This window comes from Rossellomorea sp. NPDC077527, assembly GCF_044542955.1.
Taxonomy (GTDB): domain Bacteria; phylum Bacillota; class Bacilli; order Bacillales; family Bacillaceae_B; genus Rossellomorea; species Rossellomorea aquimaris_E.
The window spans coordinates 272,901-298,118 of record NZ_JBITVL010000004.1; the positions used below are offsets into that span (position 1 = coordinate 272,901).

Annotated in this window: 30 protein-coding genes and 1 other RNA gene; 8 read left to right on the plus strand and 23 right to left on the minus strand. The window is 39.9% G+C overall.

The window, feature by feature from the left end:
- Positions 1–125 precede the first annotated feature (125 nt).
- Positions 126–1,256: a CAP domain-containing protein gene (locus tag ACIGG7_RS15790; RefSeq protein ID WP_397550232.1), complete on the plus strand. Its 1,131-nt coding sequence runs from the start codon at positions 126–128 to the stop codon at positions 1,254–1,256.
- 57 nt (positions 1,257–1,313) lie between these two features.
- Here the strand turns inward: ACIGG7_RS15790 and ACIGG7_RS15795 are convergent, their stop codons facing one another.
- The 4 genes from ACIGG7_RS15795 to ACIGG7_RS15810 all read right to left on the minus strand — a co-directional run bounded on the left by ACIGG7_RS15795 (position 1,314) and on the right by ACIGG7_RS15810 (position 6,266).
- Entirely contained in the window at positions 1,314–2,033 is a 720-nt protein-coding gene (locus ACIGG7_RS15795) for a DsbA family oxidoreductase (protein WP_397550233.1), read from the minus strand.
- A gap of 82 nt (positions 2,034–2,115) precedes the next feature.
- On the minus strand, positions 2,116–4,698 hold the full coding sequence (locus tag ACIGG7_RS15800) for a helicase-related protein (protein ID WP_397550234.1): 2,583 nt from the start codon (positions 4,696–4,698) through the stop codon (positions 2,116–2,118).
- 159 nt (positions 4,699–4,857) lie between these two features.
- The gene (locus tag ACIGG7_RS15805; protein WP_397550235.1) at positions 4,858–5,304 is read right to left on the minus strand and encodes an SRPBCC family protein; all 447 of its coding nucleotides are present in this window, start codon (positions 5,302–5,304) and stop codon (positions 4,858–4,860) included.
- Positions 5,305–5,477: 173 nt separating this feature from the next.
- Positions 5,478–6,266 (minus strand): HAD family hydrolase, encoded by a 789-nt coding sequence (locus ACIGG7_RS15810; RefSeq protein WP_397550236.1) that lies wholly within the window; start codon positions 6,264–6,266, stop codon positions 5,478–5,480.
- A gap of 151 nt (positions 6,267–6,417) precedes the next feature.
- Here ACIGG7_RS15810 and ACIGG7_RS15815 point away from each other — a divergent pair, with 151 nt between their 5' ends.
- Both ACIGG7_RS15815 and ACIGG7_RS15820 read left to right on the plus strand, forming a co-directional pair.
- Positions 6,418–6,714 carry a DUF948 domain-containing protein gene (locus ACIGG7_RS15815; RefSeq protein ID WP_224940675.1) on the plus strand — a complete coding sequence of 99 codons (297 nt, stop codon included), beginning with the start codon at positions 6,418–6,420 and terminating at the stop codon, positions 6,712–6,714.
- A 137-nt stretch (positions 6,715–6,851) separates the two neighbouring features.
- Positions 6,852–7,502, plus strand: coding sequence for an MtnX-like HAD-IB family phosphatase (locus tag ACIGG7_RS15820; protein WP_397550237.1), 651 nt, complete (start codon positions 6,852–6,854; stop codon positions 7,500–7,502).
- A 193-nt stretch (positions 7,503–7,695) separates the two neighbouring features.
- Here the strand turns inward: ACIGG7_RS15820 and ssrS are convergent.
- Together ssrS and ACIGG7_RS15830 are read right to left on the minus strand one after the other, a co-directional pair.
- Positions 7,696–7,884: non-coding RNA, 6S RNA (ssrS, locus tag ACIGG7_RS15825), on the minus strand.
- 95 nt (positions 7,885–7,979) lie between these two features.
- Positions 7,980–8,417, minus strand: coding sequence for a peptidylprolyl isomerase (locus ACIGG7_RS15830; protein WP_224940673.1), 438 nt, complete (start codon positions 8,415–8,417; stop codon positions 7,980–7,982).
- 216 nt (positions 8,418–8,633) lie between these two features.
- On the opposite strand from ACIGG7_RS15830, the gene ACIGG7_RS15835 reads away from it, so the two are divergent.
- Positions 8,634–8,930 (plus strand): phage holin family protein, encoded by a 297-nt coding sequence (locus ACIGG7_RS15835; protein WP_224940672.1) that lies wholly within the window; start codon positions 8,634–8,636, stop codon positions 8,928–8,930.
- Positions 8,931–8,992: 62 nt separating this feature from the next.
- Here ACIGG7_RS15835 and ACIGG7_RS15840 read toward each other — a convergent pair whose 3' ends face one another.
- The gene (locus ACIGG7_RS15840) at positions 8,993–9,517 is read right to left on the minus strand and encodes a type 1 glutamine amidotransferase domain-containing protein (RefSeq protein WP_224940671.1); all 525 of its coding nucleotides are present in this window, start codon (positions 9,515–9,517) and stop codon (positions 8,993–8,995) included.
- 64 nt (positions 9,518–9,581) lie between these two features.
- The gene (locus tag ACIGG7_RS15845; RefSeq protein WP_397550238.1) at positions 9,582–9,722 is read right to left on the minus strand and encodes a hypothetical protein; all 141 of its coding nucleotides are present in this window, start codon (positions 9,720–9,722) and stop codon (positions 9,582–9,584) included.
- A 150-nt stretch (positions 9,723–9,872) separates the two neighbouring features.
- Between ACIGG7_RS15845 and ACIGG7_RS15850 the strand changes: the two genes are divergently transcribed.
- Complete coding sequence (locus tag ACIGG7_RS15850; RefSeq protein WP_397550239.1) at positions 9,873–10,478, plus strand: peroxiredoxin; 606 nt, start codon at positions 9,873–9,875, stop codon at positions 10,476–10,478.
- 34 nt (positions 10,479–10,512) lie between these two features.
- Here ACIGG7_RS15850 and ACIGG7_RS15855 read toward each other — a convergent pair whose 3' ends face one another.
- Complete coding sequence (locus ACIGG7_RS15855) at positions 10,513–11,394, minus strand: NAD(P)-dependent oxidoreductase (RefSeq protein ID WP_397550240.1); 882 nt, start codon at positions 11,392–11,394, stop codon at positions 10,513–10,515.
- Between the two features lie 165 nt (positions 11,395–11,559).
- On the opposite strand from ACIGG7_RS15855, the gene ACIGG7_RS15860 reads away from it, so the two are divergent.
- The gene (locus ACIGG7_RS15860; RefSeq protein WP_224940669.1) at positions 11,560–11,820 is read left to right on the plus strand and encodes a hypothetical protein; all 261 of its coding nucleotides are present in this window, start codon (positions 11,560–11,562) and stop codon (positions 11,818–11,820) included.
- A 46-nt stretch (positions 11,821–11,866) separates the two neighbouring features.
- Here ACIGG7_RS15860 and ACIGG7_RS15865 read toward each other — a convergent pair whose 3' ends face one another.
- The 5 genes from ACIGG7_RS15865 to ACIGG7_RS15885 all read right to left on the minus strand — a co-directional run bounded on the left by ACIGG7_RS15865 (position 11,867) and on the right by ACIGG7_RS15885 (position 15,118).
- Positions 11,867–12,223 (minus strand): YidH family protein, encoded by a 357-nt coding sequence (locus ACIGG7_RS15865; protein ID WP_224940668.1) that lies wholly within the window; start codon positions 12,221–12,223, stop codon positions 11,867–11,869.
- A gap of 110 nt (positions 12,224–12,333) precedes the next feature.
- Positions 12,334–13,461, minus strand: coding sequence for an MBL fold metallo-hydrolase (locus ACIGG7_RS15870; RefSeq protein WP_224940667.1), 1,128 nt, complete (start codon positions 13,459–13,461; stop codon positions 12,334–12,336).
- Positions 13,462–13,579: 118 nt separating this feature from the next.
- Positions 13,580–13,876 (minus strand): rhodanese-like domain-containing protein, encoded by a 297-nt coding sequence (locus ACIGG7_RS15875; protein ID WP_224940666.1) that lies wholly within the window; start codon positions 13,874–13,876, stop codon positions 13,580–13,582.
- Positions 13,877–13,912: 36 nt separating this feature from the next.
- Complete coding sequence (locus ACIGG7_RS15880; RefSeq protein ID WP_224940665.1) at positions 13,913–14,275, minus strand: rhodanese-like domain-containing protein; 363 nt, start codon at positions 14,273–14,275, stop codon at positions 13,913–13,915.
- A gap of 462 nt (positions 14,276–14,737) precedes the next feature.
- On the minus strand, positions 14,738–15,118 hold the full coding sequence (locus tag ACIGG7_RS15885) for a hypothetical protein (RefSeq protein WP_224940664.1): 381 nt from the start codon (positions 15,116–15,118) through the stop codon (positions 14,738–14,740).
- A 225-nt stretch (positions 15,119–15,343) separates the two neighbouring features.
- On the opposite strand from ACIGG7_RS15885, the gene ACIGG7_RS15890 reads away from it, so the two are divergent.
- Both ACIGG7_RS15890 and ACIGG7_RS15895 read left to right on the plus strand, forming a co-directional pair.
- Positions 15,344–16,030: a response regulator transcription factor gene (locus ACIGG7_RS15890; protein ID WP_224940663.1), complete on the plus strand. Its 687-nt coding sequence runs from the start codon at positions 15,344–15,346 to the stop codon at positions 16,028–16,030.
- Entirely contained in the window at positions 16,027–17,430 is a 1,404-nt protein-coding gene (locus tag ACIGG7_RS15895; protein ID WP_224940662.1) for a sensor histidine kinase, read from the plus strand. The genes ACIGG7_RS15890 and ACIGG7_RS15895 overlap by 4 nt, the downstream gene beginning before the upstream one ends.
- Positions 17,431–17,467: 37 nt before the next feature.
- Here ACIGG7_RS15895 and ACIGG7_RS15900 read toward each other — a convergent pair whose 3' ends face one another.
- The 9 genes from ACIGG7_RS15900 to ACIGG7_RS15940 form a co-directional block, all read right to left on the minus strand.
- Entirely contained in the window at positions 17,468–18,388 is a 921-nt protein-coding gene (locus ACIGG7_RS15900) for a DUF1002 domain-containing protein (protein ID WP_224940661.1), read from the minus strand.
- 232 nt (positions 18,389–18,620) lie between these two features.
- Complete coding sequence (locus ACIGG7_RS15905; RefSeq protein WP_224940660.1) at positions 18,621–19,397, minus strand: sulfite exporter TauE/SafE family protein; 777 nt, start codon at positions 19,395–19,397, stop codon at positions 18,621–18,623.
- A 75-nt stretch (positions 19,398–19,472) separates the two neighbouring features.
- The gene (locus ACIGG7_RS15910; protein ID WP_224940659.1) at positions 19,473–20,600 is read right to left on the minus strand and encodes an MBL fold metallo-hydrolase; all 1,128 of its coding nucleotides are present in this window, start codon (positions 20,598–20,600) and stop codon (positions 19,473–19,475) included.
- 24 nt (positions 20,601–20,624) lie between these two features.
- Positions 20,625–21,197, minus strand: coding sequence for a sulfurtransferase TusA family protein (locus ACIGG7_RS15915; protein WP_224940658.1), 573 nt, complete (start codon positions 21,195–21,197; stop codon positions 20,625–20,627).
- Between the two features lie 49 nt (positions 21,198–21,246).
- Positions 21,247–21,726, minus strand: coding sequence for a DsrE/DsrF/DrsH-like family protein (locus ACIGG7_RS15920; protein ID WP_224940657.1), 480 nt, complete (start codon positions 21,724–21,726; stop codon positions 21,247–21,249).
- Positions 21,727–21,775: 49 nt separating this feature from the next.
- Positions 21,776–22,003, minus strand: coding sequence for a sulfurtransferase TusA family protein (locus tag ACIGG7_RS15925; protein WP_224940656.1), 228 nt, complete (start codon positions 22,001–22,003; stop codon positions 21,776–21,778).
- Between the two features lie 82 nt (positions 22,004–22,085).
- Positions 22,086–22,346, minus strand: a complete 261-nt coding sequence (locus ACIGG7_RS15930) for a metal-sensitive transcriptional regulator (RefSeq protein ID WP_224940655.1) — start codon at positions 22,344–22,346, stop codon at positions 22,086–22,088.
- Between the two features lie 524 nt (positions 22,347–22,870).
- The gene (locus ACIGG7_RS15935) at positions 22,871–24,124 is read right to left on the minus strand and encodes a M24 family metallopeptidase (RefSeq protein WP_224940654.1); all 1,254 of its coding nucleotides are present in this window, start codon (positions 24,122–24,124) and stop codon (positions 22,871–22,873) included.
- A 122-nt stretch (positions 24,125–24,246) separates the two neighbouring features.
- Complete coding sequence (locus ACIGG7_RS15940; RefSeq protein ID WP_397550241.1) at positions 24,247–25,212, minus strand: ArsA family ATPase; 966 nt, start codon at positions 25,210–25,212, stop codon at positions 24,247–24,249.
- Between the last annotated feature and the right edge of the window lie 6 nt (positions 25,213–25,218).

The window sequence follows — 25,218 nt, forward strand, 5'->3', positions numbered from 1 at the left end:
TACTAAAACAGGCAGTTTGGATTGAAAACGATATAGAATGGGTACAAAACAAAGTGAATAAGCCTTTCTCTTTTTACTTCTTAAGTATTTTGGATACAATGGAAGGTAGAATGGAGTGTTAGCATTTGAAACGATTATTAATCTTAGTCATGATCGTCATGATTGCCTATATATCAAAACCCGCTTGGGAAGAGAAAGTGGAAGCGACAGGATTTGATTCTGTCCTCTCCAAAATTGAAGAAATGAAGAACAATCCCCAGGTGCAGGAAACCTTTAATCAACTTTATCATAAAGTGAGCGTTCTGCTTATAAAACTTGATGATTCATTCCGGGATCTTGAGAGCCCTTCCGGCACCAGAGATGAAGATCCTGTCGAGAAGCCGACCCTGACATTGCCGAGTGAGCAGAAGTTCTCTATCTATAATATCGAAATCGGGGATTCCAAAGAAAGTGTCGAGGGAGAACTCGGTGAAGCAAAGAGACAGTCCATCAATGAATACGGTGTTTCATGGTATGCCTATCATGAAAACTACCGGAATTTCTTAATGGTTTCATATGACCAAAACAATAAAGTAAATGGCCTATTCACAAACCAGGATCTCCTCTCCTCCGATTCAGGTATTAAAATGGGCGTTTCCAAAGAAGTGGTACAGAATGAACTTGGTAAACCGTTAACGAATATCCGAAAAGGATTGACATTGTATCAGCTTCAAAATAACGGTGAACAGGAAGTATTCCAAGTTGATGGAAACTATGTGACCATTTTCTATGACAAGCATGAAAACGATACGGTCACTGGCATTCAGATCATCAGTGATAAGTTGGAAGCAAATAAGAAAGAATTCTATACAAAGGCAAGTACTAAATTAAAGGAAGGATTTGAATATCAGTTATTCGACCTTACCAATGCCAGTCGCGTTGAAAAAGGGCTGAGTGTTCTATCATGGGATAGTCAGGTGAGAGACACCGCCCGGAAGCATAGCTTGGATATGGCGGAACAGGATTACTTCAGTCACACGAACCTAGAAGGACAATCACCTTTTGACCGTATGGAAGAAGATCAGGTAGCTTTCCGTACTGCAGGAGAAAACCTGGCATACGGACAATTAAGTTCAATCTTTGCCCACGAGGGACTGATGAATTCCAAAGGGCATAGAGAGAACATCCTTCAGCCACACTACGAGCACTTAGGTATAGGTGTCGCCTTTAACGAAAAATCACAGCCTTACTATACAGAAAACTTCTACAGTGATTAAAAAAAGCAAGCGGAAGCATCTCCGCTTGCTTTTATCGTTTTCATATTGTTTTATTAATTACTCTTTGGAATTCGGAACTTCACATCCATTTTCATCACAAGCCATACCTTCCGTTCCAAGAGGCTGGAGCGGGGACGTTTGGTTTTCCTCTTCCCACACTTTTTGAATCGAATTTAGAAAAACATCACTTGGCTGTGCACCGGATATCGCATATTTACGATTGATGACAAAAAATGGAACACCTTGTACGCCAATTTGCCTTGCTTCATCCTCGTCCATTCGAACTTCTTGTGAGAAATCTTCACCGTTCAGGACCGCAAGTGCTTCTTTTTCATCTAATCCTGCATGTTTCGCTAATTCTGAAAGAGTACCCTTGTCACCAATATGTTTGGAAAGGGTAAAATGGGCATGTAACAGGATTTCAGTCAAGTCTGCTTCCTTCCCTTTTGTTTTCGCATATTTCGTCAAGCGATGAGCATCAAAGGTATTGGTTGGAATATTCGTATCAAAACGGAAGTCGAGACCTACTGTTAATGCTTGCTGACTCATACGATCCGTCATATTTTGAGCTTGTTCAAGTGACGTTCCATACTTTTTCGCAAGAATTTCCTGTATACTATTTTCTGTGTTAACTGGAGCACTCGGATCCAATTCAAAGCTTTTAAACTCTATTTCCACCTTATCCCTTTGAGGGAATTTCTCTAGTGCTTCCTCTAAATGGCGTTTCCCTATATAACAAAATGGACACACATAATCTGACCATACTTCAATCTTCAATCGGACCACCTCAATTATCATTTTCAATTCACAATCGATACTACCACATAAGCCTTCATTCTACTTAAGATTTGCTCAAAATTTAATGTTTTGGTGGTTTTCTCCTTGACCTTCTCTTTAATCGGGCTGCATGACACCGATCACAAATCGGGAACCCGAAGTTTGGTGGAAGCTTCTTACCGCATTGTTTACACGTTTGCGTCAAACTTGTAACCTCTGTCCTGAGACTCTCGTGCACACCATCGGCAATTTCACTCCTCACCCTCTCCCAGTAATATGCCTCTGTCTGCCTGCCCAATCGATATAAAAACAGGAGATGGAGACCAACAGCCTTATATGAGACCTCTTTTTGTTCCAGGTTTTTATTCTTTAACTGTGGCTCTGGTAATTCTTCTCCGTTTACTATCGCAAACATACATTCAAGCCACTGTTCCGTTAACTGTGACTCTTTCTTAGAGAACGGCAAATGCAGAAATCCGTATAAATCATTCAATAATAATTTTGCTTCGATGTCTGTTCCGCGGATTAATTCGTAAAGCTCCCTTTCTTCAAATAGAGTTGCCTTTTCCGTTCCATAGGGACTTCTGAACTTGTCCCATAAATAGAAGAACGTGTCCATATCATGATAATAGCGCTGAAAGCGTTCAAATACACCACTCGTAGGAGCAATGGCAAACGTTCTGAGAGACTGATCAGGTTGTTCAAGTAGCTGTTTCATCACTTTTATATCCTTAGTAAAGGCAACCCGTCCTTCATTGTAAATCCCTTTTCTACCAGCTCGACCGGCAATCTGCTTTACTTCCTGAGAAGTAAGCCTTCTCCTTCTCGTTCCGTCAAATTTATCTGTTTCCAGGAATACAATCCTGCGTATCGGTAAGTTCAGCCCCATTCCAATTGCATCAGTGGCAACGATCATATTGGTTTTACCTTTAATGAACTGCATCATCTGCCTCTTCCTTGTTTCTGGAGGCATACTGCCGTAAATCATGCTGACCTTATGTCCGTTATTTTGCAATCTTGAAGCCGTATCCAGTACTTTTTTCCTCGAGAAACACACTACAGCGTCTCCCTTTTTTGCATGTTTCAATTGAAACTCTTTCGATTCAACCTGCAACGGAACCTCTCTCTTATACGTATGGATTTCCACGTTCCCATCACCAACCAGCTCCATTAGGAGTTCCCGAACGTTTTCACTTCCTATAATATGGACCTCTTTCGCTCTAGATTTCGTAATCGCCCGGTACCACGCAAATCCTCTATCCTGATCAGCCAGCATTTGTGCTTCGTCAATCACGATCACATCATATTCATCTTTCTCATGAAACATTTCTACAGTAGATGAAACGTGATTTGCATAAAGGACTTCTTTTTCTTCTTCCCCTGTTTTCAAATTACAAGGGACGTCGGCTGAATTTAATGTGTCGAACACTTCTAAAGCAAGAAGTCTAAGTGGGGCGAGGTACATACCGCTCTTTGCCTCTTTCATTCGGCTGATGGCATGGTGGGTCTTGCCTGTATTCGTTTCTCCAATATGAAGAATATATCTGATATCTCCCCTGAATGAGGGGCTGTATTCCCTCCCAAAGATGTCTTCCAATGCACGTTCTTCTTCTTCCTGCTGCCGTTTTAATTCAGCTAATTCAGCAGCCTTCCTTTCCTCCTGCTTCTTGAGATCTTTTTCAAACAATGAAAGATGAATCGCTGGATCAAAAGGAAACTCCAATATCCGTATCAAATCCTCAATATATTCCTCTTGTATCATATTAAAAAAGCGCGACTTTAAAGTAAGGAGAAAATGATGGCTGATCCTGCTCAGCCTTTCTTCTGTTAGTTTCAGACCGAACACATTCTCATAATTGATCCTTAATTCTTCAGGCATATGCTGTAGTAAAGATCGATAGACTACCAGCTCGGAATGGTAGAAAACAAAACGCTCATATGGATAGTAATAGGTTTCATATTCCCACCCATGACCATCCCAGTGTTCATTCTTTTTGTGTATCGAACCGGTAAATTCTTTCAGAAAATCAGAGACAGTCTTGAAGGAATCACAGGTGAATTGGCCTTCTTCTTCCAATTTCTCCTCAAGCATATACGGTTCAATGGATTGATATTTCGTCTTTGTTTCAAGATCGTTCAAACATTTCTTAGCGAAAATATATCGCAGCTCGACATACCAATGAAGTTCAAGCTTGTTCAGTTGAGTATCTATGTAAGAAAGGATCTCTTTTCGAGTCTCTTTTTGTAGAGTTGCCTGCTTCTTTTCTTTGTTTTTCTTAAGATACTCGTTACGTACACGTAAATAAAGCTCCTTCCACTCTTCTTCAACTGGTGGGGTTTCCGTTAACCAATTTAAAATATGGAAAGGGAGATACTCTCTAATTTCATTTCGGAACAATTTATTGATCAACTTTTTATCTGTTCCTTCTATATCGTAACCTTTCTTTCGAAGAAAGGCTTTTTTATGGCTGCGAAGCACATCATTCGTTACCTTATTCAGCCAAATATTCAGCCAAATTTGATGGAAAAATGCACTTCTTTCTGCCAGGTAGTCTTGAAATGAAGGACAATGCTCATGTTCCTCCAAAAAATGTGTAATATCTTCCTTTATTTTTTGTTTCGTTTCTTCTATAGCCTCTTCTCGAAGAAGGTGAAGCTTTTCCATGGTAAGACCCCTTTATGTTTATACGTTTTCTTCTATTTTCTTTTTAGTGTATGTATTTATTCTCTAACTATCAATTATCCAACTTATAAAGCATTCATTATATCACAGAATCAGGCTTTAAAAGAATACAAGCCCTTCATGTAACGACAGGACTTGCATTCATGAGCTTTCTCTTTCAATTGCCTCTCCAACAGCTATCGTTAATTCCCTCGTAAGGTCCACTACCATTTTATCGAATGTGGATTGAAGGAGTTTTGCCATCGGGCTTGTTGATTGGATTGTTAAGCTTCCCGTCATTTCTGTGACGACCGGATTCACTTCTACAGCATTAAAATACCCTTTACCCGTAAACCGTTGATTGATCCCGTCTAACGTGAACTTCACTTCAGAGGGAGCAGTCCATTCTGTAATTAGAACCTGGACATGAATCTTCTTGGTCAGCATCCCGTAATGAACGATAAATTTCCAAGTAGATTGAGTGTCAGAGATAATGCTATGCTCCTTGTATCCTGGAACCAAAGGAGCCCAAGCGTTCAAATCTCGGATAAACGACCATACATCTGATCGCGAAGCACAGACATGTACTTGATGTATTCCTGTTCCCATAAGTGTACCTCCTTCATTCACATAGGGGGTTACGGTAATTCACAAACTCCTTAACACCTGTCTGAAGACGATAAAGTGGATACTTCCGTGAATAGTATGAATGGGGTTAGGATATTATGACTGTTAAAAGCGAGAAATAAAGAGGCTTCGACAGTTCGAAGCCCCCTAGACAACTATCTTATGTATTTAACGATATCGATCACTTCATACAGTTCTTTTATTTCATAATCTGGAACAACTGTTTGAGGAATTTGCCCGCGACGATTGATCCAGACGGTTTTGATACCTAGTTTGGATGCTCCCAGAATGTCTGTATTTAGATTATCCCCAACCATGACGACCTCTTCTTTTTGAAGCTGAAGCCTATCCAACGCATGCTGGAACATCGCCGGATCCGGTTTTCCTTTACCAACATCACCTGAAATGATGATTTCCTCAAAGTAAGGGAGAAGCTCCGGCGTTTTATCAAGCTTTGTATTCTGTAGATGGGGTGATCCGTTGGTTAATAACAAAAGCTGATAATGTTTTTTCACTTCATTTAGTACACGGAAGGTATCTTCATATACATATGGCCTTTGTTTTCTTTCAAGGCGGAATTTCTCGGATAACTCTTTACCAAGTTCAGGATCTGAAATGCCTAATGATTGCAATCCGTTTGTCCAAGCCATCTTACGATAAGTAGGAACGATTTCCTTCATTTGAAGAAAACGTTCGTCATGTTCATCCAGGAATTCCCCCCACAGCCCTTCAAAAGGATTGATACCAATATTTTGTGTGAATTCATATGTATCATATGTTGCATAAAGCTCTCTAGCAGCTTCTCTCACACTTGACTCTAATTTGTGAGGGTCTGTTCCCACTCTGTCTTGAGCATATTGGCAGGTTGCATTGAACGCCTCTGAAATACTTTTTGAGTCCCATAATAGGGTGTCATCCAGATCAAACATAATGGCTTTAAGCAATTTCATCTCTCCCTTAACAGTGATCAAACTTATCATATAGATTACTAGGTATAATAGAATTAGTAAACCAATAGAAGAAATATTTGATGCGTTATTTTTATAGTATTTAGGGAATATAACTTAAAACAAATGATAATGAGGTGAATTCTAGATGTGGATTGTGTATGCAAGCATTGCATTATTTGTCATCGGATTGGTTATGTTGGGAGTAGCATTATGGAGAACGATAAAAACTACCCGCCCCATCGTGAATGAAATGAATCAAACGGTCATAAACATTCAATCAAGAATGGATAAAATCTCTTCAGAAGCCACTCAGCTTCAAGAAACCCAGTCTGAGATCCAAATGGATATTGACTATAAAAAATCGACGTTCACGGGCACCATTCAGGAAGTAAAAAGAACACCGGAAGTACTGAAAGATTTTGTAAAGAGTATAAAAAAGTAAAACAGCCCCCTGTTTAAATACAGGGGTTAGAAAAATCCCTATTGTTTACATAATAATATTATGAACAATCCATGCGGTTTCTCCCTCTTCATCAATCATGTTACAATCGACTAAACTAGAAATGTGGAGGAGACGCAATGAAGAAATGGGCATTTGTTTCAGACTTTGATGGAACCATCTCGAAGAAAGATTTTTATCATCTCGTATTGGAAAAATACTTTAAAGATGGAGAAAAGTTGTTTAAAAGGTGGAAAGCCGGTGAAATGAAGGACATTGATTTCCTTCGGACAGTCTTTTCATCTATTCATCAAGATGAACATCAAATCATCGAGGATATCCTTTCAATTGAAATAGATGATCATGTTACTTCCTTTATCCGTAAAGTCCAGGAAGAAGGAGGAGATTTCTATATTCTCAGTGCGGGAACGGATTACTATATCCACCAAATACTGAACCATCGTGGAATCAGAAATGTTAAAGTGTTTTCGAATGAAGGTTTTTATAAAGAAAGAAATATACATATGACGATTGATCCACAACATCCTCATCATTCAGAGCGTTATGGGATTGACAAGTCCAAAGTCATTGCAGAACTAAAGGAAACGTATGAGACGATTTATTTTGCCGGTGATAGCGAGCCCGATAGTCACGCTGCGAAAGTGGCGGATGTCACATTTGCCATGAAAGCATTGCAACGTATTCTTAAGGAATGCGGAACTCCATTTGTTGGGGTAGATGATTTTCATGGCATTGACCGTTACCTGACAGAGGAAGGTAGATTGAAATAAATCGTTTTGCATGATAAACTTAATTTGCCTCTCCCGAACATTCGCTTGTTGCGGGACACTTAACCATGTACGGACGGGAGGGGCCTTGCTACATATGATACTGACTGAATTCTTTTATTAGGATTCAGTTTTTTATTTTTTCAGCAAATAAAAAAGCCAGCCCCCGATTGGGAACTGACTTGAGATACTAAGGTTAGGAGCCACAATTGCCGTAATATGATATAAGAAAGTTTTAAACCACCACTCCTCAAAGTGGGTGTTTGCAGAAGGTTTCCTGTCGTCCTCAAATCGTGGAGGCTTGACATTCCAACTTCGATGTAAAACTCCCTATTACAGTTTAAAGGTTAAAACTTCGTTATGATTACGTACAACGCAGCCTGTATTAGTATGATACAACATGACATGCATTATTTCAACTATTGTTTTTCTTCAATTAGACGATTAATTGTTATCAGTCAAAGGTCCGTCCCTCTTGCATTATGCGTCGAGTACTTCTACCTTCTCCATTACGTCGCCGTTTTTCATTGATTTGGCGATATCGATGCCTGAAGTCACTTTTCCGAAGACTGTGTGGACTCCGTTCAAGTGAGGTTGTGGTTCATGTACGATGAAGAATTGGCTGCCGCCTGTATCTTTCCCTGCATGGGCCATGGATAATGAGCCTTCTTCATGCTTATGGGGATTCCCTTCTGTTTCACATTTGATGGTGTATCCTGGACCACCCATACCATTTCCGTTAGGGCACCCGCCTTGACTTACGAAGCCAGGGATGACACGGTGAAAGCTTAAACCGTTATAAAATCCTTCGTTTGCTAATTTTTCAAAATTTGCTACTGTTCCAGGTGCTTCATTTGGGAATAGATCGAATTCAATTTTCTCACCTGTCTGGAATTGTATGTACCCTTTTTTCGCCATTTATAACAGCTCCTTTTTTATTATAGGTCAATCAATATAATATCATTGAAGTTTTCGTATGTCACTTTAAAGGGTATAATTGCATTCATTTTCATTGCGGATTTTACAAGCATCATTTCACTTTTAAAAAAACTTATCCGTACAGGTTGTCATGAATCCCCCCAATACATGAATAAGCTTTATAGAAGTCATTTTTCATTATAGGGAGTGAATGACATGATCGAAAACTTATTAAGCGGGATTTCTATCGATCCACAGGTCACAGTACTTGTTCCTGTACTATGGGTGCTCGGCTATGCATTGAAAAGAACACCACATATTCAGGATTGGTTGATTATTTGGATTTTATTATTGGTGGGAGTCGCTGCAAGCGGGTGGACCTTGGGGTTTGACTTTAACGGAATCGCTAACGGCTTCATCGCAACCGGTGCCGCCATTACTACACATCAATCTGTAAAACAGACGTTTTTTGCCCGGGTGAATGATCGGAATAAAAGAGAAAAAAAGAAATAGATAAAAGATAAACTGGTCAAGGAAGGCTTACTCTCTGCTTCCTTGACCAGTCCTTTTATCGTTCATTCTTTTGTCAGCACTTCAATGAATTCTCTCATATAGTCGGGCAGATCTGGGGGTCTGCGGCTGGAAACGATGTGGCCATCTGTTACGACAGGCTCATTTATCCAGGTAGCTCCTGCATTTTCCATATCATCCTTTATTCCAGGCGTGCTGGTGACTTTTACTCCTTGAAGGATCTTGGCTGATATCAATACCCATCCGGCATGACAGATTTGGCCGATCGGTTTCTTTCTGTCATCCATTGATTGTACCATAGCAATAACTTCTTCATAACGACGAAGTTTATCGGGAGACCAGCCACCCGGAACCAGTATGGCGTCATAATCTTTCGGATCGATATCTTTAAAAGCATATTCAGAAACAATCGGAACCCCATATTTCCCGATATATTCCTCATTCGCATTCTCACCGACAATATGTACTGTGGCTCCTTCTTCCCTTAATCGCAGGACCGGGTACCATAACTCCAGATCTTCGAAATCCGTACTGACTAATTGAATGATTTTCTTACCTACTAATTTCAACAGAATCCCTCCTCACTAATACTATCATTGTCTAACTTACTAGAAGATATTGCAAACAGTAAACTCAGTTATAGGGGCTATACTTCTTAATCGCTTTAATGATCGTTTTCGTTTGGAAATAAGTTACAAGGAAGGCAATTAAGGTCATGGCTGAACCAAACGTGTATATCACTTGGGAAAGATTCTTCATAATTTTTTTTTTCATGAGACTCATCATTCCTTCGAAAAATTTACAATCACCCCCTATTATTCCCATTTTATCGTGAAGTATGAATTGAATGGGGCCATGCACGTAATCATATCTAATCGTACAAAGACATATGTTGATAGTACTTTTCCGAAAAGGGGTGAGTGAATGAATAAACCGGGTACTGAAACTCAGACATTTCCATTTTGTGCGCAAACTAATGACCCCGCCCCTCCCTTTATTGCTGAGGCATACGATTATATACAAAAGAAAATAACGACCGTTAACATGGAGACATATCGTGGAAAATGGGTCATCTTATTTTTTTATTCCAGTGATTTCACTTTCGTGTGACCGACAGAACTGGCAGCGGTCGCTGCTATTTACCCTAAAATTCAAGCGCTCCAGACCGAGGTGCTTGGGATAAGTACAGATAGTGTTTACGCTCACAAAGTGTTTACGGAGGTATCCCCTTCTGCATCAAAGGTACAATTTCCATTGGTGAGTGACCGAAACCACCAAATAAGTAAAGCCTATCGTGTATTGAATGAGCAGGCTGGCGCAACGTTTCGTGCCACCGTCATCATTGATCCTGATGGAATCATATCTTCTAAAATGCTTTACCCGAATGAAGTCGGTAGAAATGCATTTGAAATCTTAAGGGTATTGGAAGGGATTCAATATGCCAGAAAGACCGGCACAGGAGTACCTGCCAATTGGCTTCCTACCCAATCAGGAATACAAAAAAATCCACAATTTATCGGAAAGATCTAAATAAACGTCCCCGCATGAGGGACGTTTATTTAGATTAGTGCTCTAATAATTTTATAAGAGCTTGAGTGCCGCTATTTTCCTCTCCATTCATGGCCAACTCCTCATATAATGAAAGAGCTAATTCAAGACCTGGAGTCCTAAGTTCCATATCCTTTGCCGAATCAAGGGCGATCTTTAAATCCTTGATAAAATGCTTTATATAAAAGCCCGGGGCGTAATCTTCTTCAATCATTCGTGGAACCAAATTACTAAGGGACCAGCTGCCTGCTGCCCCGGATGTGATACTCTTCAGGACATTTTCTGGATTCAAACCTGATTTTTTTGCATAAAGAAGGGCTTCAGTAACTCCCATCATATTCGATGCAATGGCAATCTGGTTACACATCTTTGTATGCTGACCAGAACCTGCTTTTCCTTGGTAGACCACATTGGAACCAAGACGATCCAGGAGTGGTTTCGCTAACTCGAACGATTCCTCTTCTCCCCCCACCATAATGGAAAGCCTTGCCTCTTTTGCCCCTATATCCCCGCCTGAAACCGGAGCATCCAATATGGAAATTCCTTTATCCATTCCTTTTTTGAAAATCTCCGCTGCTAGTTTTGGAGAAGAAGTCGTCATATCTAAAGCAACGGAACCCTGCTTCATGTGTTTCAGGATGCCATTTTCCCCAAGATATAATCCCTCTACATCTGAAGGGTACCCTACGATTGTAATGACCACATCCGAAGCTTCTGCCACCTCTTGGGGTGTGTCAACCCATTTTGCACCATTATGTATTAAATCTAACGCCTTCTCTTTTGTACGATTATAGACAACTAATGGGAAACCAGCTTCAAGAATATGACCTGCCATACTTTTCCCCATTACCCCTGTTCCGATAAATCCAATGACATTTTGTTTCGTAAGATTCTTCATTTCATCATCCCTCTCTCAAACATATTGATGTATGTTTATTTTCAACTAGAAAGATGTCCTTGTCCACTCATTATTCATTCATGATGTCCAATGTTTAAATTTATGTGCGTTGGGAAAATAGAGAACATACTGATAAAACGAACTACTCGATTGGAGGAAAAGAAGATGAAACTGAACAAAAAAATACTTGTTGGTGCAACTGTTACCGCTGGCTCTCTAGGATGGGCATTATCATCGAAAGAAAAACGTAACCAGCTTCACAATATGAAGGAAGGACTGGTTACAAAATTCAAAAAGAGGAAAAAAGAAGATCTCCCACTCGAAAAAGGAGGGAATCCTGACCCTTCCAATATAGAAGATAATTCCATGGTGAGCGAAGGAGCCATGACATCCGTCCAATACTACAATGAACAAAAACAGAATTAATAAAAGCTGAACGCAGGGATTTATTTTCCTATTGCGTTCAGCTTTTTTAATTCAGCGAAAAAAAATAAACAGTCACAAGTAAGAGTACAATTGTAGCCACGACTGTCATCATTTTAATAAACACATCAGCAGACACAAATGTTTGTGTATTGATATGTCTCCTCGTCCTGTAGTAATTAATGGTGGAACCAATAATGATGGCTAATCCAATGAAGATGGAAATTACACTTATTCCTGCGGCAATTTTATCTTGAAGTGGGTCCCCTTGTAAGGAGTTAAAGTGTAAGCTTGTGGTTAAAAATCCAATTCCGATGATGGCAATGGCTGTACGGATCCACGCCAAGAACGTTCTCTCATTTGCCAGATGCTGCTGAATATATTTTGATTCATTTATTTCCTTCATAACGGAACACATCCTTAATTCTTCCAGTACATGCAAACATCCCAATCGATGTTGGGATGTTGCATTTCCCATTGCCTTTTATGCTTCGTCAAAAAATGTCTAAAAGCCCATTAACGTACGGCACAACGGTTGGGACCTGTTTCCATTTCACGCTTTTCATCTTGTTCAGGATTGATTTTACCCATATTCGTTTCACGGATTTTCTCATAGCTATTTGGTTGTGGGGGAAGGTTTTCAGTGACTGTGTGTCTGAATTCCTCTTCATTTTCTATATTCAATCCGTGATTCTTCTGATAGAGATCACCTAAACGGTGGGAGATCGAGCCATCTTCATTCATTTCATCTATCGTCATGAAATGTGCAGGAAGAACGATTAAATCATCCCCGAGATGTTTGTACCTGGAATATAATGTGTCTCTTAAGTCCCCTACCCAGTCCTCGGCTTTGCCCGCTAGATCCGGCCTTCCGATGGAATCAATAAACAGAATGTCCCCTGTTAATAAATAATGCTGATCAACGATGAACGACGTGCTCCCGATCGTATGACCTGGCGAGTAGACAGCTTTAATCGTCGTATCACCCACCTCGATTTCCATATCATCAGTCAGTTCATTAAATGTATACTGAACTTCTTCTGCATCTTTTGGAGGTAAATAATAGGGTGAATCATATTCCTTGCTTAGAGCACGACCACCGGAAATGTGATCTGCATGGAGGTGGGAATCCAGTACAGCTTTCACTTGTACATTTCGATCCTTCATGAATGTTTTATAAGGCTCTACTAAACGGCTGGGATCGATGAATGCAACCTCTCCTTTTGAGACGATGGCGTATGATAGACACCCTTTCCCGATTCGTACAAACTGATATATTTCCCCACCTGCCAGTTCACCGATCTTAACGGGTTCAAGGTACTCACTCCAGGCCTGCATACCGCCCTCGACGGAATATATATTTTCCATTCCTGCCTCTGCAAGCATTTCGGCCGTTTTTGCTGATGAATTCCCTTTTGCACAAATGACATAAATCGCTTCATCATTTGGTAAAGTGGATTGAACAGATGCCAGATTGTCTTTCAACTCAGAAAACGGTTTGTTCAGGATCTTGACGTTCTTACCTTCCACTTTCCAATCGTCAAAGGCTTCTTTAGGACGAACGTCAAGAATGAACATCCTTTCCCCGTCCATGATTTTTCTGGTAAGTTCCTTGGCTGTTAAGTCTTTAACTGTCGTTGTCATAACTTTCATTCCTCCCTCAAGTTAGTGTTATCCCTTCGTTTATACATTATCCTAAATTTCATAAACTAAACCTACAGGGGTATTAACAAGCATAGAATTGGGGGAAGAGTGAAAGAGATTAATCGACCTTCCCTGCCCAGGCAAACATACCGCCTTCCATATTCGTTACATTATAACCGTGATAAGAAAGAAACTTCACTGCCTGGCTGCTTCTGCCTCCTGATTGACAGACGACAATGTAATCTTTGTTCTTCTCTAATTCATTCATGCGAAATTCAAGCAATCCCAGTGGAATGTTCAAACTGTTTGGGATTTTCCCGTTACGTACTTCAGCTGCTTCACGGACATCGAGTATATTTAAGGATTCCCCTTCTGATAATCGTCTGTTTACTTCATCGCTCAAAATGGATTTCATTTTTCATTCACTCTCTTTCAATAAATTTTCATTATATCAGTGTGACCAGGAATTCATTCCACCCCTAACATTCGTTATGGAAGTGAACCCTTTCTTTTCAAGTACTTTACATGCATTTGCACTTCTCATCCCGCTTTGACAGATGACGATGATCTCCTTATCTTTGGAAAGGGATTGATCATTTTTGGGTAATGAGTTTAAAGGCATATTCTTGAACTGTTTGATATGATTGTTCTTGTATTCTCCTGGCGTGCGAACATCAATGAACTGTTTGTTCTTATCTCCCAACATGGATTTTAATTCCTCAGTAGAAATTTGTTTGATGTTTTTACTTGGCTTTTTCATCATGATATAAAACATTACTAGTACAGCCAATACAATTAATCCAATAAACTCCATCTTAAGCACCTCGATTTATTTAGTATGGAATGATGCACGAAACTCATTTGTAATATAATCATATTATATACCCCTATAGGTATAAAATCAAGGGATAAAATTTTCATTTAGGCTGTCTTCGTAAACATTATTGATTTTGAACAATCGAGAGGTGGTTGATTGCAGCGAGAATCAACTGAACAAGCATAAATATTTGGTATAACAGTGTAAATGTCAGGGTTTCAACCAAAACATTTTCTTGGATGCAGTGAACGAATTATACTAAGGTTCTTTTCCTTTACTGATTTTTATGACCATTTAATTCATTCTTTGGCTAAGAATCAATGACATAGCATTTGCAAATCATTGTCTGTGTAAGTATAACAACTATCTTTGCGAGAAGAGCTTTCTTTTATCATGACAAGTTTCCTGATTTCTGCAAGAAAAAGCCGACTCCATAGGTATGGAGTCGGCTCACTCTATTCACATGTAATAATAGTAGCGTTTGTGTGGACCTTTAAATGGGAATGGTGTGTTTACAATCTGTCCGCCGAGAAATCCCAATCCCAGTCCAATTAACCCAGCCCCGAGAGGGTTAATACCATACCCACCTATCGGACCGTATGGAGGCGGACCATACCCCGCTTGTTGATATCCAGATAGCGGATATACCTGCTGACCGTACATTGGTGGATTACCGTAGGCTACCTGATTATAAGGCGGTACCTGACCTTGTGCCCCTCCCCATGCCCCGGGTACTTGAGATCCACTATTAAAATTCCCATCACTCATAAGATTCGGGAGTCCACTTTGATTAAATAGGGTCATGATATTCTTTCTGTTCATGGTTCTCCTTTCATACATGTTCGTCACTCCTCTTTATTAGCCTATTATGAAAAGGAAAAAGGGGAAGGGCAAATGTCCCTATTAAAGAAAAAGTAACGGACTAGATCATTGTTATTGTATTAGCTTTTACATGCTAAAATAGAAAATGAGAATGAACATACATATCTCACAGAAACTTCACTAATTATATCTATAATAAAAATGGATGCAGCACCCTGCATCAACATGTCGGGAGTGATGATCATGAAAAAATGGAATGTACTTATAGTAGATGATGAACCGGAAATGAGACAGTTGATCAAGCTGTACTTGAACAGGGAACATTATTTCTGTATAGAGGCTGAAAACGGATTATCCGCTCTTGATCAACTAAATAAAACACATGTGGATCTTATGGTTGTGGATATTATGATGCCGTTTATGGACGGATTTCAATTGCTGGAAGAGGTAAGAAGAAAAAGTCAAATCCCGTTCATTTTTCTTTCTGCTAAAGGGGATGACCTGGACAAGGTGAAAGGACTTAAACTTGGTAGCGATGATTATATGGTCAAGCCTTTCAACGCCGAAGAACTTATCGCGCGCATTGAAACCATTCTTAGAAGGTCGTATGGAATTCAAACGAACCAGCGTTCCATGGTCGAAAAATATGGTTCAGTATCCTTCAATTTAGCTTCAAGGACCGTTTCCGTCGGTGAACTTTCACCACGATTGACATTAAAGGAATACGAACTATTCTTATTCCTTGCCCGTAACCACGGGAGAGTGTATAAAAGGGATCAATTACTTGATCAGGTATGGGGAAATGATTATGAAGGCAGCGATCGCACAGTTGATACTCATATCAAAACCTTAAGGCTGAAATTGAAAGAATACGGTCATGTAATTGAAACCGTATGGGGACTAGGGTATAAATTTGAGGAATCCATGTGAAAAACAGTAACCTCACTCTGAATAAAAAAGTTTCGATTCTTTTATTGAGCAGCTTATTTTTGACGATCCTGTTTTCATTTCTTTTCATTCATTTCCTTTACAAAGATTTATATATAGGAACCGTAAAGGAATCTTTGCTATATCAAGGACAGAGAACGGCTGCTCACTATCATTATGGCGATGTCAGCGGAAATGTGAAAGACAAGATTCTTTGGTATAACGTCATCTCTCCCTATGAAGTTTCAGTAGTTGAAAACCTTGATGATTTAGGGAAGAATTTCCCTTTTCTTATTGACCAAAAGCCACTCATCAATAGCACAGATGTAAAAGAATTGGCTAAAGGGAATCATGTCATGAAAGAAGGTTATGTAGACGAGTTCAATCGGAATGTGATAGGGGCCATCTTTCCACTGATGAATGAAGATCATTTAATGGGATATTTGTTCATATATATCCCATTGGCTGAAATGACAGAAGTATTCAGTAAAGGAATCCCCATTCTAGTATTGGCGGGAGTCATGTTTTATTTTCTTCTGTTTCTAATCATTCAATCTTCCCTAGGCTCCTTGTTCAAGCCTGTCAGGGAGATGCAGAGATTCTCAAATAAAGTAGCGGGTGGGGACTTCACAGAACGTTTAAAGGTCACCACTAATGATGAAATGGCTGAGCTTGCCATAACCTTTAACAGCATGGTTGACTCCCTGCAACACCAAGAAGATCGAAAAAGACAATTTCTTTCCAATGTCGCTCATGAGTTACGGACCCCACTTACGTACATCGGCGGTTATGCGAAAGCATTAACTGACAGAGTTCAAACAACACCTGAAGAAATAGAAAAAAGCTTGCAGCTAATTCAAAAAGAATCGATTCGTATGCAGAAATTAATAACGGAACTCCTTGAACTGAACAAATTAGAAGATTCATCCTTTTCACTTGATGTCGAACCGATGGTACTCTCTCAATTCATCATGGACTCTCTAACACTGATTCAACCCCAGGCAGAATTGAAACATATGGACATCCATCATACCTTAAACGAGGAGTCCATCATAAATGGAGATCCCAACCGTGTGATGCAGGTATTTTATAATATCCTGGACAATGCTTTGAAATACTCATCTGAAGGAAGCTCCATTTCCATTCATTCTTATGAAGAAGATGGTAAGGCTGTAGTCAAGATTCAAGATGCAGGAATCGGAATACCAAAAGACTCCATATCACAGATTGGAGAAAGATTCTACAGATCGGACCTCTCCAGGACAAGAGGCACCGGAGGATATGGCCTTGGTTTATCCATCGCCAAGGAAATCATGCATAAGCATAAAGGTTCCTTAGCCATTGAAAGCGAAGAAAGAAAAGGAACGACAGTTTATCTATCGTTTCCATTGCTTGAATTATAAAAGCCTGAGTCTCAAGAGACTCAGGCTTTTTGTAATATTATCCAAATAAATTTTTGATGGATTTAAAGAAATTTGCGATTGCCTCTAACAAACCGGAAAAGAAATCAGATACTTTTTGCCCGAATCCTTCATCATTCACTATTTCTTTAATCGTTGTTTGAATATCCTTTGTTAAATCATCCAGTTGTTGTTGAACATGGTCGAAGTCAATATCAAGTGATCTCATCTTTTCAAAGAGATCAATCAGAAGCTGACGATCCTCGGGACTTAACTCAATGTTCAGAGTTTGGAGTTTATCTTCAACGATTTTCTCCACTTCCTCTTTCGTTGCTGGATCTTGTTTTGCAATTTCCTTTTTGATTTCAGTTAATAGATTACTAACCTCTTCTTTGTCGATGCCTGCTTCTTTGGCTAATTCAGTTGCTACGGATAGCTCTTCGTTGGCTACTTCCATCCGAACGGTATCAAGCTTTTCTCCACTCACATCATAGGCCTTGTATATTCCCACCAGTGCAGAATGACCACTGACCTTTACAGGTGAAGCGACATCGACCACCGCATTTTCCACGCCAGCTGTTAACAGGGCATTGGAATACATCGAATTTGTGACTTCCGTAATATTCTCAGGTGTCACAATGTTGACTTTTAATCCTTCCCCTTTTTCTTTACGGGTAATCATGGCAGAAGAAAACATTCTCGCGTTACGGTTCTCACCTTCAATATATTTCACAAGGTCTTCACCTGTTGCTGTAAACTCTTCCACTTCTGTTCCCTCGTCCATACCGAATTGCTTCTGAACTTCATTTTTCTGCTCGTTGGTAAGCGTTTCTCCATATACAACGATAGGTAGTCCGAATTTTTCATTTATGCTTGCTTTATCATTATCTGCAGCAGATGCAGGCTGGATTCCGCTTACCATTAGTGAACATAGTAAGACAATACCAATAAGCTTTTTCATGTTCATTCTCCCTTTTTTAAAATGGATAAATCATCGAACGCCTCCATTGTACTTGTACAATGAAATGTATTCATCCATCTAGAGTCTTATTTTTTTCTATTATATAGACGAAACAGACCCAAGGAAAGTTACAAGTAGATTTCTGTAGGAATACAAAAATAGCTCAGCCCTTACACTCATGCACCTTCTCTTGCTCTTTGAAGGTGCATGAGTTGTAGAACCAAGCAATCATTTATAAAATATCTACCCAGATTTTAATCGCTGTTCCTAAAATTAACAGAGCTAAAATCATCTGGAGAATCTTAGTATTCATTTTCTTTCCTGCCATTGCTCCAAGTGGAGAGGCAATCAGACTGGCTACTACCATGATCATGGCAGGCAGGTAGTCTACTTGCCCAGTGGAGATCTTTCCTACTGTTGATCCGATGGAAGAAATTAATGTTATGGCAAGAGAGGAAGCAATCGTCATTCTTGTCGGTATTTTAAGGACGACAAGCATGATTGGAACTAATAGGAATGCTCCTGCCGCCCCGACGATACCTGCACCGACCCCGACGATAAGGGCAAGTGTGGCAGCGAGCCATTTATTAAACGACACATCTTCAAGCTTTATATCGTCTATACCTTTTTTCGGAATGAACATCATTACGGCAGCAATGAGTGCCAATATTCCATATACGATGTTTATTCCCGCTTCACTCATAAATTTAGAGCCGTACCCACCAACAAAACTACCGATTAAAATGCTTATCCCCATATAGGCAATGAGCGTTTTATTGAGATAGCCTCCTTTTCGGTAAGCCCATACTCCTCCGAGTGTTGCAAAGAACACTTGGACAGCGCTAATACCTGATACCTCATGGGCAGAAAATGTAGCTACTCCCAATAAAGGTGGAATATACAAGAGCATCGGATATTTAATGATACTTCCTCCAATACCAACCATTCCAGAAATATAAGAACCGACAAAGCCGATTAGAAAGATTGTAATAATAAAGGCCAAATCCATTGTTAACCCTCCTATTCTAGTGAAATGGGAACCGGCTCAAGCTGGTTCCCATCAGGACATTATTCAAATTCGTTTTTATCGTACAGCACAACGGTTTGGTCCGATTTCCATCTCGCGTTGCTTCTCTTCATCCGGAGTGACTTTCCCCATGTTTGTTTCACGGATTTCCTGATACGCATTTGGTTGTGGAGGCAGATTTTCAGAAACAAGCTTTCTGAATTCTTCTTCACTCTCAATGTTTAAACCGTGGTTCTTGGCAAATAGTGTTCCTAGCTTTTCCCCTACAGAACCGTCTTCGTTTAATTCTTCAATAATCATAAAGTGAGCCGGTAAGACAGTAAGCTCCATAGATAGGTCTTTATAACGTTTGTATAAACTTTCTCTCAAGTCCCCTACCCAATCTTCCGCTTTTCCGGCAAGATCAGGACGACCGATACTATCGACGAATAAAATATCTCCTGATAATAAGAATTTCTCATCGACTACGAAAGATGTAGAACCAATCGTGTGTCCCGGTGAATATAGAGCCGCAATCTCGATGGTTGTATTTCCGATAACAACTTTATTTCCATCTTCAAGTGCAGCATATTCAAATGTCACCTCATCAGCATCTTTAGGTGGTAACCAGTAGGTTGCACCTGTTGCTGCTGCAATGGTACGTCCTCCCGAAATATGATCGGCATGCAGATGAGTATCAAAAACGTTTGTGATCGTAGCTTCTTTTTCTTTTGCGAACTCAATGAATACATCCGCCATACGTGTTGCGTCCACAATCGCAGCTTCTCCATTGGATACAACCATATACGATAGACAACCTTTGCCTAGACGGACGAATTGATAAAGCTCACCGCCATTTGATAAGTCACCTACTTTAACAGGCTCAAGATGCTCACTCCAGGCCTTCATTCCGCCTTCAAGATAAGAAACATCCTTTCCTTCTTCAGACAGCATTTCGGCTACCATAACGGAAGAACCTTCTTTCGCACAAACAACAACAATATCTTTATCCTCCGGAAGTTGAACGAGAATTTCTTCAACACCATCTAAAAGATCGAAATAAGGAATATTCAAGTAATCGAATTTTTCTCCTTCAATTTTCCAATCTTCAAATGCATCCACATTACGGACATCTAAGATGAATAATTCTTCTTTGTTCATTACTTTTTGTGCTATTTCTTTAGTATTCATCGGTTTCACAGCCATTTATATGCCTCCTAAAAATATGAATTATTTAATTTCGGATGTTACTTTCCCAGTCCATTCGCTCATTCCAGGAACAACATTGATTACATTTGCAAACCCTTTTTCTGAAAGCATTTGGGCTGCCATATCACTTCTGTTTCCTGTGCGGCAGACGACATAAATGTCTTTGTCTTTATTCAATTCATCTACCCGAGTCTCTAAATCACCAAGAGGCATTGAGATAGAACCTGGTATATGTTTGAACGCATATTCCGCTTTTTCACGGACATCGAGAATAACGACATTTTCATCGCCTAATTTACTTTCTAAAGTTCCATTGTCTGTCACAACTTCGTGTTTACGCTCAACAGCCTCTTCACCACTTGATTTTCGGAGGAAATGCTTCAGGACATCTCCTTCTTCAATCGTCCCTAAATAATCATGTCCGGAACTCTTTGCCCAAGCTTGAAGATCTGCTTTAGACCCCTTATCTGTTGCCTGGATTTCAATTACATGCCCGGCTTCCATGTCTTTCAGGGCCTTTTTAGTTTTCACAATCGGCATTGGACAAGCGAGTCCTTTTGCGTCTAACACGATATTTGATTCGATACTGTTCATAAAACGACCTCCAATTACCTCGTAGGGTATATTTTCTCACAAAAAAAATTTAGATAAATAAATTAACGTTTCCGTCTTCGGCATCTGCTAGATACGCCGCTACACCTGCATATTCGATTTCTTCTAATAATTCGTCTTTGTGTAACCCCAACAGATCCATCGTCATCGTACATGCAACTAATTTAACATCCTGTTCCCGTGCCATATCAATTAGATCAGGTAAAGGCATGGCATTATGTTTCTTCATGACTCCTTTGATCATTTTAGGGCCCATTCCCATGAAGTTCATGTTGGATAATCCCATTTTATCTGCTCCACGTGGCATCATTTTCCCAAACATTTTCTCCATAAATCCTTTTTTCACTGGTACCAACTCTTCTTTTCTTAAAGCATTCAATCCCCAGAATGTGTGGAAGATCGTAACCTCATGATCATATGCAGCTGCACCGTTCGCGATGATATATGCGGCCATCGCTTTATCGTAATCTCCGCTAAAAAGTATAATATTCGTTGTTTTTGTTTCTGACATTGTATCTCCTCCTAATTACTACTAGGGGTATATCTCCCCTCAAAAAAAATTATCCTTTTTTGATCCAGAATGTGAATACATCATTTTCTTCATTGGAATCCATTAATTCATGTCCTGTTGATTTTGCCCATGCTGTAAGGTCACTTTTTGCCCCTTTATCCGTCGTTTGAACCTCTAATATCTGACCTGTTTCGATTTCTTTAATGGCCTTTCTCGTTTTCACGATTGGCATTGGACAAGCTAAACCTTTTGCATCTAAAACTTTATCTGCGTTCATGTGAATTTCCTCCTAATAATGTGTTTTCTTATACCTATAAGGGTATATTAATTGATATAAAAAAAGATGTCAACTCTTTTTCTTATCGACTCTTTACTAATAAATTTACTGCCTCTTTAACGAGCTCTTCTGTGCTTTCACCCGTTTCTTGGGAATCCCTTACACACTCAACAAGATTCATACTGACAATTAAACCTACGGAACGGTCAAGAGCTGTTTTGGCTGCGGAAAGTTGAGTGATGACATCCTTACAATCTTCCCCCTGCTCCATCATCCTTACAATTCCCCGGAGCTGCCCTTCAACACGTTTGATTCGATTTTTAATTTGTGCATTGTATTCCATCAAGACACCTCCTGTTGGTTTATTGTTTTCTTGCTACATTCATAATGATATACCCTGCGAGGTATATAGTCAAGGGGGTATTTAATTATTTTTAATTAAAGTTGTTTTTCGTAAACATGGTTGCTTTTTAACAAGCAAGAGGTGGTTGATTTACGCTGCAGGTGCTCGTTTTCCGCTCCAATCAACTTTTTAAGTATAACAACAGCAGAAGTGTCAGTATGGTATGTGACTCTTGGGAGCAGGTAGGGAGTGGACCCCTATCTTACGTTCTACTTTAGAAGAGAGAATTAATCCTAATTTCATTTTATTCGGCACGGTTTTCAAATTATTCATCCCATTCCAGAATTATTACTCCCCTTTTTCATTTTATTAATCCTAATTTCGATTAATTGATCCCTTCTGTCGAATTTTCTTTAGATAAGCACACACTGTTACCCCTCCGAAACAATGCTTTCTTTACATAAAAAAAGACGGATCACACAATCTCTGTGATCCGTCTTTTAGGCTAATAACAAGAAGGTCAACTAAATTAAATAAAATGAGGTCTGCCTTTTAGCCATATACTCCAGTCGATCTTGAATGAAGGCAACAGGCTCCTCCAAATAAATGGGGATGATTTGATTCCATTCGGGAATGTATTGTTTAATATTGAATTCCATCGCATAGCAGCTATTCGCCGTTAAAGGAAGGTCACCTCTGATGGGGATATCCCCTTGTTGATCATATAAGCCTATTAATGCTCCCGCTTCATGACAGTGATTCCCTAATGGATGAGAATAGAGCATCGCCTCAATTTCTTCTCCTTTTGCCTTTTTCATTGCCCGGTAAAATACTTCATTTCCTGTTCTTCCAATTTTCATTTCCTCGGTTATGATGTCCTCAAACCTTAAAGCTGTTTGGAAAGCAGACTGAAGTCCTTCCGGCGCATCCTCCTCACCTGGATAGAGTACGTATGCCAGCTGCTGGGCATCCGTAGTAAGTCCAAGGTAGCGAATGCCAAAATCTAAATGTATGATATCTCCAAAACGGATGATCTCTCCTTCTAAGCGATCCATGTCCGATCCTTTTCTTTGCAAATCGACTGTAGGGTAAAAGGATGTTTCCATCCCTTCGTCTAAAACGCGCTGACGTATCCAATCGACTACATCTTCCGTAGTCGTGATCCCTGGATGAATCACCGCTCTTGATAATGCTTCTTCCGCAATGGTCCTTCCAAGCTCGGCTATAGATGGGTATGCCACTAATTCCTTGGAGGTTCTAATCGATAGCCAATCTACTATCACATGTTGTGCTGACATGAATTTATGTGAATGCTCGTCCAATAACATGCTTACATGCTGGAAATAGGAGTGACTCAACCCATCTGCAACAGCAAACGTCGAGGAATAATTCAAAGCTATGGTGTCAGGGTTTTGTTCTTCCACAAGCCTTTTCAGACATTCCCATTGATCGCACTCTTCTGGGTTCCAGACCCGTTCATAAAACGGTTCGAAATTTGGGTTTGGGTGCAGGACCCATCTTTTGAGATGCTTACCATTGTCTAAATGAAATACCAGGATTGTCAATCTCCTCGAACTGTCGATCGATGCTGGGTATAGACTCTTTAGGACGGGATCTTCATTATATTCCCTTCCAACCACTATCCACATGTTGACATCGTGCTTTGCCATTAGTGAAGGCAAAAGTGTATTAAGCCGATGAAATAACCAACGATTTTGAGTTTCTTCCCTTTTCTTTAATGGAAGAATGGCGGGGATAGTCTTCTTCTCATTTTTCATTGGAACCACTTCCCTCCATTGATTGTTTCACTACATTTTCGACAAAAACCCACATTTCCCCTTCATAAAATATAAAATGACCATTGAAGAATATACAATGGTCATTCATACTATGTATTTCCCTATAGCTGACAAACTCTTTCACTCTTTACGATTTCCTTCTTAAGCAAAGCTGCGAAGGTTTCAAGAAGAGGAAGAGTGCATATATCTTCTTCCATCAGTGGGATCCGATAGAGTGATTGTTTGGTGAACTTTTCTTTCATCAGTCGCAAATAAACCTTTTCCTGATCTCTTCTCTTTTGTAAGAACTCACCATCTGCCTGAGTGGGTAGAACTTTATTGATAACCAGTCCACCAACGTCAAGTGAATGCTTGCACATCGACTCAATCGCTTTTTCTGTTTCAAGTATCGGGAGCCGTTCAGGGATCAGTACAAATATAAAGCCTGTCTTTTTTTGATCCAATAGAACCTCTCTTACCCTTGAAAACTTTTCCCGGCGCTTTTGAAGGACGTCATAGATGGGGTCTTCAATCGGCTCTCCATCATTCAAGAGCTGAGAGTAATTCTTGTTTGTTTTCTTCCTTCTTTCCAGCATTCCATCCATCCATACCCCCATAAGTTCCGGGAGCGAAAGCAGTCGAATCGTATGGCCGGTCGGTGCAGTGTCAAAGATGATTTTGTCAAAATCATTTCCTTCTTCCAAAATGATGGAAACAATACGATCAAATAAAGCAGCTTCTTCTGCCCCGGGTGCTGAAGCGGCCATGTCAATTTGCCGGTGCACTTCATTTACCATATTGGCCTTGACCATCCCTTTCAGATTCCCTTTTACTCCATCAATGTATTGACGTGTTTCCATGTCCGGATTAATCTCAATTCCCCACAAATTTTCCAGTAATGGCGTCTTATGTCCCTTGATTTCCTGATGAAAGATATCACCGAGATTATGTGCGGGATCTGTTGAAATAATTAATGTCTTCTTTCCCATTTTTGCAAACATGACAGCCAAAGCAGATGCTGTCGTTGATTTCCCAACTCCTCCTTTCCCTCCTATAAATAGAATGGACTGTTGCACAAGATCACTCATCCCTTT

Bases quoted from the DNA above. Each gene is read 5' to 3' on its own strand.
- ACIGG7_RS15800 (WP_397550234.1), bottom strand. From the start codon at position 4,698: ATGGAAAAGCTTCACCTTCTTCGAGAAGAGGCTATAGAAGAAACGAAA.
- ACIGG7_RS15805 (WP_397550235.1), bottom strand. From the start codon at position 5,304: ATGGGAACAGGAATACATCAAGTACATGTCTGTGCTTCGCGATCAGAT.
- ACIGG7_RS15815 (WP_224940675.1), top strand. From the start codon at position 6,418: ATGTGGATTGTGTATGCAAGCATTGCATTATTTGTCATCGGATTGGTT.
- ACIGG7_RS15820 (WP_397550237.1), top strand. From the start codon at position 6,852: ATGAAGAAATGGGCATTTGTTTCAGACTTTGATGGAACCATCTCGAAG.
- ACIGG7_RS15830 (WP_224940673.1), bottom strand. From the start codon at position 8,417: ATGGCGAAAAAAGGGTACATACAATTCCAGACAGGTGAGAAAATTGAA.
- ACIGG7_RS15835 (WP_224940672.1), top strand. From the start codon at position 8,634: ATGATCGAAAACTTATTAAGCGGGATTTCTATCGATCCACAGGTCACA.
- ACIGG7_RS15845 (WP_397550238.1), bottom strand. From the start codon at position 9,722: ATGAAAAAAAAAATTATGAAGAATCTTTCCCAAGTGATATACACGTTT.
- ACIGG7_RS15855 (WP_397550240.1), bottom strand. From the start codon at position 11,394: ATGAAGAATCTTACGAAACAAAATGTCATTGGATTTATCGGAACAGGG.
- ACIGG7_RS15860 (WP_224940669.1), top strand. From the start codon at position 11,560: ATGAAACTGAACAAAAAAATACTTGTTGGTGCAACTGTTACCGCTGGC.
- ACIGG7_RS15865 (WP_224940668.1), bottom strand. From the start codon at position 12,223: ATGAAGGAAATAAATGAATCAAAATATATTCAGCAGCATCTGGCAAAT.
- ACIGG7_RS15870 (WP_224940667.1), bottom strand. From the start codon at position 13,461: ATGACAACGACAGTTAAAGACTTAACAGCCAAGGAACTTACCAGAAAA.
- ACIGG7_RS15875 (WP_224940666.1), bottom strand. From the start codon at position 13,876: ATGAAATCCATTTTGAGCGATGAAGTAAACAGACGATTATCAGAAGGG.
- ACIGG7_RS15880 (WP_224940665.1), bottom strand. From the start codon at position 14,275: ATGGAGTTTATTGGATTAATTGTATTGGCTGTACTAGTAATGTTTTAT.
- ACIGG7_RS15885 (WP_224940664.1), bottom strand. From the start codon at position 15,118: ATGTATGAAAGGAGAACCATGAACAGAAAGAATATCATGACCCTATTT.
- ACIGG7_RS15890 (WP_224940663.1), top strand. From the start codon at position 15,344: ATGAAAAAATGGAATGTACTTATAGTAGATGATGAACCGGAAATGAGA.
- ACIGG7_RS15900 (WP_224940661.1), bottom strand. From the start codon at position 18,388: ATGAAAAAGCTTATTGGTATTGTCTTACTATGTTCACTAATGGTAAGC.
- ACIGG7_RS15905 (WP_224940660.1), bottom strand. From the start codon at position 19,397: ATGGATTTGGCCTTTATTATTACAATCTTTCTAATCGGCTTTGTCGGT.
- ACIGG7_RS15910 (WP_224940659.1), bottom strand. From the start codon at position 20,600: ATGGCTGTGAAACCGATGAATACTAAAGAAATAGCACAAAAAGTAATG.
- ACIGG7_RS15915 (WP_224940658.1), bottom strand. From the start codon at position 21,197: ATGAACAGTATCGAATCAAATATCGTGTTAGACGCAAAAGGACTCGCT.
- ACIGG7_RS15920 (WP_224940657.1), bottom strand. From the start codon at position 21,726: ATGTCAGAAACAAAAACAACGAATATTATACTTTTTAGCGGAGATTAC.
- ACIGG7_RS15925 (WP_224940656.1), bottom strand. From the start codon at position 22,003: ATGAACGCAGATAAAGTTTTAGATGCAAAAGGTTTAGCTTGTCCAATG.
- ACIGG7_RS15930 (WP_224940655.1), bottom strand. From the start codon at position 22,346: ATGGAATACAATGCACAAATTAAAAATCGAATCAAACGTGTTGAAGGG.
- ACIGG7_RS15935 (WP_224940654.1), bottom strand. From the start codon at position 24,124: ATGAAAAATGAGAAGAAGACTATCCCCGCCATTCTTCCATTAAAGAAA.
- ACIGG7_RS15940 (WP_397550241.1), bottom strand. From the start codon at position 25,212: ATGAGTGATCTTGTGCAACAGTCCATTCTATTTATAGGAGGGAAAGGA.